This is a genomic window from Streptomyces prasinopilosus (genome assembly GCF_001419695.1).
Taxonomy (GTDB): domain Bacteria; phylum Actinomycetota; class Actinomycetes; order Streptomycetales; family Streptomycetaceae; genus Streptomyces; species Streptomyces prasinopilosus.
On record NZ_LIRG01000426.1, the window covers coordinates 1 to 3,921 of the forward strand.

At 73.2% G+C, this 3,921-nt stretch carries 5 protein-coding genes and 1 pseudogene; 1 reads left to right on the forward strand and 5 read right to left on the reverse strand.

Annotated features, from left to right (window positions below; genetic code table 11):
- Positions 1 to 491: C40 family peptidase (locus AOK18_RS18315; RefSeq protein WP_167738707.1), on the forward strand; the 491-nt coding region annotated here is incomplete at its 5' end.
- Here the strand turns inward: AOK18_RS18315 and AOK18_RS18320 are convergent.
- The 5 genes and pseudogenes from AOK18_RS18320 to AOK18_RS34440 form a co-directional block, all read right to left on the reverse strand.
- On the reverse strand, positions 455 to 1,717 hold the full coding sequence (locus tag AOK18_RS18320; protein WP_055695082.1) for a styrene monooxygenase/indole monooxygenase family protein: 1,263 nt from the start codon (positions 1,715 to 1,717) through the stop codon (positions 455 to 457). The two genes, AOK18_RS18315 and AOK18_RS18320, sit on opposite strands and share 37 nt — an antisense overlap.
- Positions 1,718 to 1,771: 54 nt before the next feature.
- Positions 1,772 to 2,410 (reverse strand): GTP-binding protein, encoded by a 639-nt coding sequence (locus tag AOK18_RS18325; RefSeq protein WP_055572855.1) that lies wholly within the window; start codon positions 2,408 to 2,410, stop codon positions 1,772 to 1,774.
- Positions 2,391 to 2,813: a DUF742 domain-containing protein gene (locus AOK18_RS18330; RefSeq protein ID WP_055572854.1), complete on the reverse strand. Its 423-nt coding sequence runs from the start codon at positions 2,811 to 2,813 to the stop codon at positions 2,391 to 2,393. The genes AOK18_RS18325 and AOK18_RS18330 overlap by 20 nt, the downstream gene beginning before the upstream one ends.
- Positions 2,810 to 3,364, reverse strand: a complete 555-nt coding sequence (locus tag AOK18_RS18335) for a roadblock/LC7 domain-containing protein (RefSeq protein WP_055695083.1) — start codon at positions 3,362 to 3,364, stop codon at positions 2,810 to 2,812. Before AOK18_RS18335 ends, AOK18_RS18330 begins: the two co-directional genes overlap by 4 nt.
- Positions 3,361 to 3,921 (reverse strand): annotated as a pseudogene (locus AOK18_RS34440) (histidine kinase); the annotation flags it as partial. The gene AOK18_RS18335 and the pseudogene AOK18_RS34440, both read right to left, overlap by 4 nt.

Here is a 3,921-nt window from a genome sequence, read left to right on the forward strand (position 1 = left end):
ACCGCAGGGCCCGGGCGCCCTCCGCGGCGGGCGCCCGGGCCCTGCGGTACGCGGTGGAGCAGATCGGGAAGCCGTACGAGTGGGGTGCCGAGGGCCCCGAGGCGTACGACTGCTCGGGGCTGACCTCCGAGGCGTGGCGGGCGGCCGGGACGCCGGTGCCCCGGACCAGTCAGGAGCAGTGGGCACGGCTGGACCGGGTACCGCTGGACGAACTGCGGCCGGGCGACCTCGTCGTGTACTTCCCCGACGCCACGCACGTCGCCGTCTACCTCGGCGACGGCATGGTGGTGCAGGCGCCGCGGCCCGGCGCGCAGGTGAAGGTCTCCCCGGTCGCGGCCAACCCGGTCCTGGGCGCCGTGCGCCCCGACCCGGACCGGGAGCCCCTGCGGCACTACGTACCGCCCGAGCTCCCCGAGGGGGCGACGGAGGGGCCCGACCAGGGGTACGCGCCCGGCTACGCCCCCGCGGCCCCCGAGGCCTCCGCCAGGTAGGCGCCGGCCTTCTCCGGGTCGTAGAAGAAGTTCTCGAGGTCGGCCGGGTCGTCGAAGCAGTTGACGAACCGGTCGGCGACGGACTGGAGGCCGCCGGCGGCACCGAGGACGTCGAGGACGTGCGGGGGCGGCGGGGCCAGCATGGCGTTGGTCCACTTGGTGACGTGCCGGGCGGTGGCCCAGTAGCGGTCGAAGGTGTCCCGCATCCACGCCTCGTCGAACGGCCTGTCGCCGCGCTCGAGGATGGAGGCGAGGTAGGAGGCGGCGCACTTGGAGGCGGAGTTGGAGCCCTGCCCGGTGATCGGGTCGTTGGCCACGACCACGTCGGCGACGCCGAGGACCAGGCCGCCGCCGGGCAGGGTGCCGACGGGGTTGCGGACGGTCGGGGCGTAGCGGCCGGCGAGGGTGCCGCCGGCGTCGGTCAGTTCGACCTCGGTGGTCCGTGCGTACTCCCAGGGGAGGAACCTCTCCATGAGGTCCAGGGTCAGGGAGAGGTGCTCCGCCGGGTCCTTGACGTCCTTGAAGACGTCCAGCGGGCCGCCGGGTATCCCCTCCCAGAACAGGATGTCGGCGCGGCCCGAGGTGGTCAGCGTCGGCATGATGAACATCTCGCCGACCCCGGGGACGATGTTGCAGCGGACCGCCTCGGTGTCCGGGTGCTCCGGACGCGGGGCGAGCCCGTGGACGTAGGCCACCGCGAGGGCGCGCTGCGGCGCGGCGTACGGGGAGCGCGACGCGTCGCGGCCGAACATCCGCACCAGCTCGCCCTTGCCGGCGGAGACGAGCACGAGGTCGTACGTGCGGGAGAAGTAGTCGAGGTCGCCGACGGCCGCGCCGTGGATGACCAGCTGGCCGCCGCGCTGGGCGAACGTCTCCATCCAGCCCGCCATCTTGACCCGCTGGTCGACCGACTGGGCGAACCCGTCGAGCCTGCCCAGCCAGTCGATCGCGCGCTGCGTGGGGCCCGGGTCGTGCGAGCCGGGGGCCGCGACCGAGACGCCGAGCCCGCGGATCTTCGGGGCCTGGGACTCCCAGAAGTTCAGCCGGAGATCACGCTCGTGCTGCAGGGCCGTGTGGAACATGCACTGCGTCGACATCACCCGCCCGGTGCGGACCTCGTCCGCGGTCCGGTTGGACATCAGGGTGACCTCGTACCCGTGCGACTGGAGGCCGAGGGCGAGCTGGAGACCGGACTGGCCGGCTCCGACGACGAGTATCTTCCGCATAGGGGTTCTCCTGGCTGGACGGGGGCTTCCGCTGGCCGGGCGGGGACTCCCGGATTACTCCGGGGTCTCCTCGAGCGCGTGACCCACCAGGGACAGGAGGGTCTCGATGACCGAGATCCGGCGCCGCGCGTCCATGATCATGACAGGTATGCGGGAGGGGATGGTGAGCGCCTCCCGCACGTCGTCCGGCTCGAACAGCTCGGTCTCGTCGAAGTGGTTGACCGCGACGACGTACGGCAGGCCGCAGCTCTCGAAGTAGTCGAGCGCCGGGAAGCAGTCCTTGAGCCGGCGGGTGTCGGCCATCACGACCGCGCCGATCGCACCGCGCACCAGGTCGTCCCACATGAACCAGAACCGCTGCTGGCCGGGGGTGCCGAAGACGTAGAGCACCAGGTCGTCGTCGAGCGTGATCCGGCCGAAGTCCATCGCCACGGTGGTGGTGAGCTTGTCCGGGGTGGCGGTGAGGTCGTCGGTCTCCGCGCTCGCCTCGGTCATCAGCGCCTCGGTCTCCAGAGGCCTGATCTCGGAGACGGTGCTGACCAGCGTGGTCTTGCCGACCCCGAAACCGCCGGCCACCACTATCTTCGTGGCGATCGGGGCGCGGGTGCGGTCCGTCTGCCAGGGCAGCGACGGCTCGTCGTCCTCGGCGAGCGGGGTGACGCCTTGAACGGCCTCAGAGACGGCGGAGTCCACTCAGCACCCTTTCCAGCAGCGCGCGGTCCGGGCGGCCCGTGCCGTGGCCGGTTCCCGTTCCGTAGACACGGATCTTTCCCTGGTCCGCGAGGTCGCTCAGGAGAACGCGGACCACGCCGAGCGGCATCTTCAGCAGCGCGGCGATCTCGGCCACCGTCCGCATGCGGCGGCACAGTTCGACGATGGCCCGCAGCTCCGGCAGCAACGCCGTCGTCAGCGAGCCCTTCGGCAGTTCCCTGCGCTCCTCGGCGGCCTCCAGCTCGGCGGGGGCCGCCACGAACGTCTCGACGAGGAGCACGTGGCCGAAGCGGGTGCGGCCGCCGGTGAGCGAGTAGGGGCGGACGCGGGCGGGCCTGCGGTCACCGCCCCGGACCGGGAGGTTCTTCCTGGTCTCACCGCTCAACGGGTGCTCCCGGTGGACTCGTTCTCCAGGGCCGTGTTCTCCATGGAGAGGCGCAGTTCGCTGCGGAGTTCGGGGGTCAGGACGTGGCCGGCCCTGCCCACGAACAGCGCCATGTGGTACGCCACCACGCTCATGTCGACGTCCGCGGAGCCGTGCACACCGAGCAGCGAACCGTCGCTGATCGACATCACGAACAGGCTGCCCTCGTCCATCGCCACCATGGTGTGCCGGACCTGGCCGTAGTCCATCAGCTTGGCGGCGCCGACGGTGAGGCTGCCGATGCCCGAGACGACGGTGGCCAGATCGGCGGCGGAGCCGCGCGGACCGGCGCGCTTCCCGGCCCGTACCCCGGCCTCCCCGGCGGTGCGGGCGCCCTCGCCCGGGACCGTCCGGGCCTTCGCGAGGTCGGGGTCCGAGGAGAGCAGCAGCAGGCCGTCGGAGGAGACCACCGCGACCGAGAGGATGCCGGGCACCTCCTCGACGAGATTGGTCAGCAGCCAGTGCAGGTTGCGGGCTTCACTGCTCAGTCCGAAGGTACTCGGCGCGGTCAACTCGTTGCCTCCTCGACGGTGCCCCCCGTGGCTTCTTCGGATGTGGCGGGGGTCGCGGTGGACGGCGGTCGGTGCGGGCCCGTCTCCTCGGCGATCTCCACCTCGACGTCCCGGCGTCCGGCTTCCGCCCCCCGGCGGAAGCCGCCGAGACGGCGGCGCAGGGCTTCGGCGTCCACCGAACCGTTGCGCTGCCGGGGTGCCTCGGCGGGTGCGGTGATCTTCGGGGTGCGCTTGGGCAGCCCCTTGGCGGTGACCGGCTCCGGGGCCTCCGGCTCCGGAGCCTGCTGCGCCGCCCGCTCCGGTTCCGGGCCGTCGGACACCCGCGTGTGCTCGGCGCCGGGGGCCGGGGCGGAGGCCTGAGCGGGCCGGGGCCCGGAATCCGGTGCGGGCTCCGGCCGGGTGGCGGGAGCGGGGACGGCCTCGGCCTGCGGGTCGGCCGTGAGGTCGACGGCCTCCGGGGCGTCGTCGACCGGGTGGCCGGGGTGGGCGGCCGGGCTGTCGGCGCCGGGGGCCCCGTCGCCGGCCGGCCGCTCGTCGGGCGCCTGCGCGGGCGCCGG

Excerpts from the sequence above, each read along its gene's own strand:
- AOK18_RS18320 (WP_055695082.1), bottom strand. The coding sequence starts at position 1,717 with ATGCGGAAGATACTCGTCGTCGGAGCCGGCCAGTCCGGTCTCCAGCTC.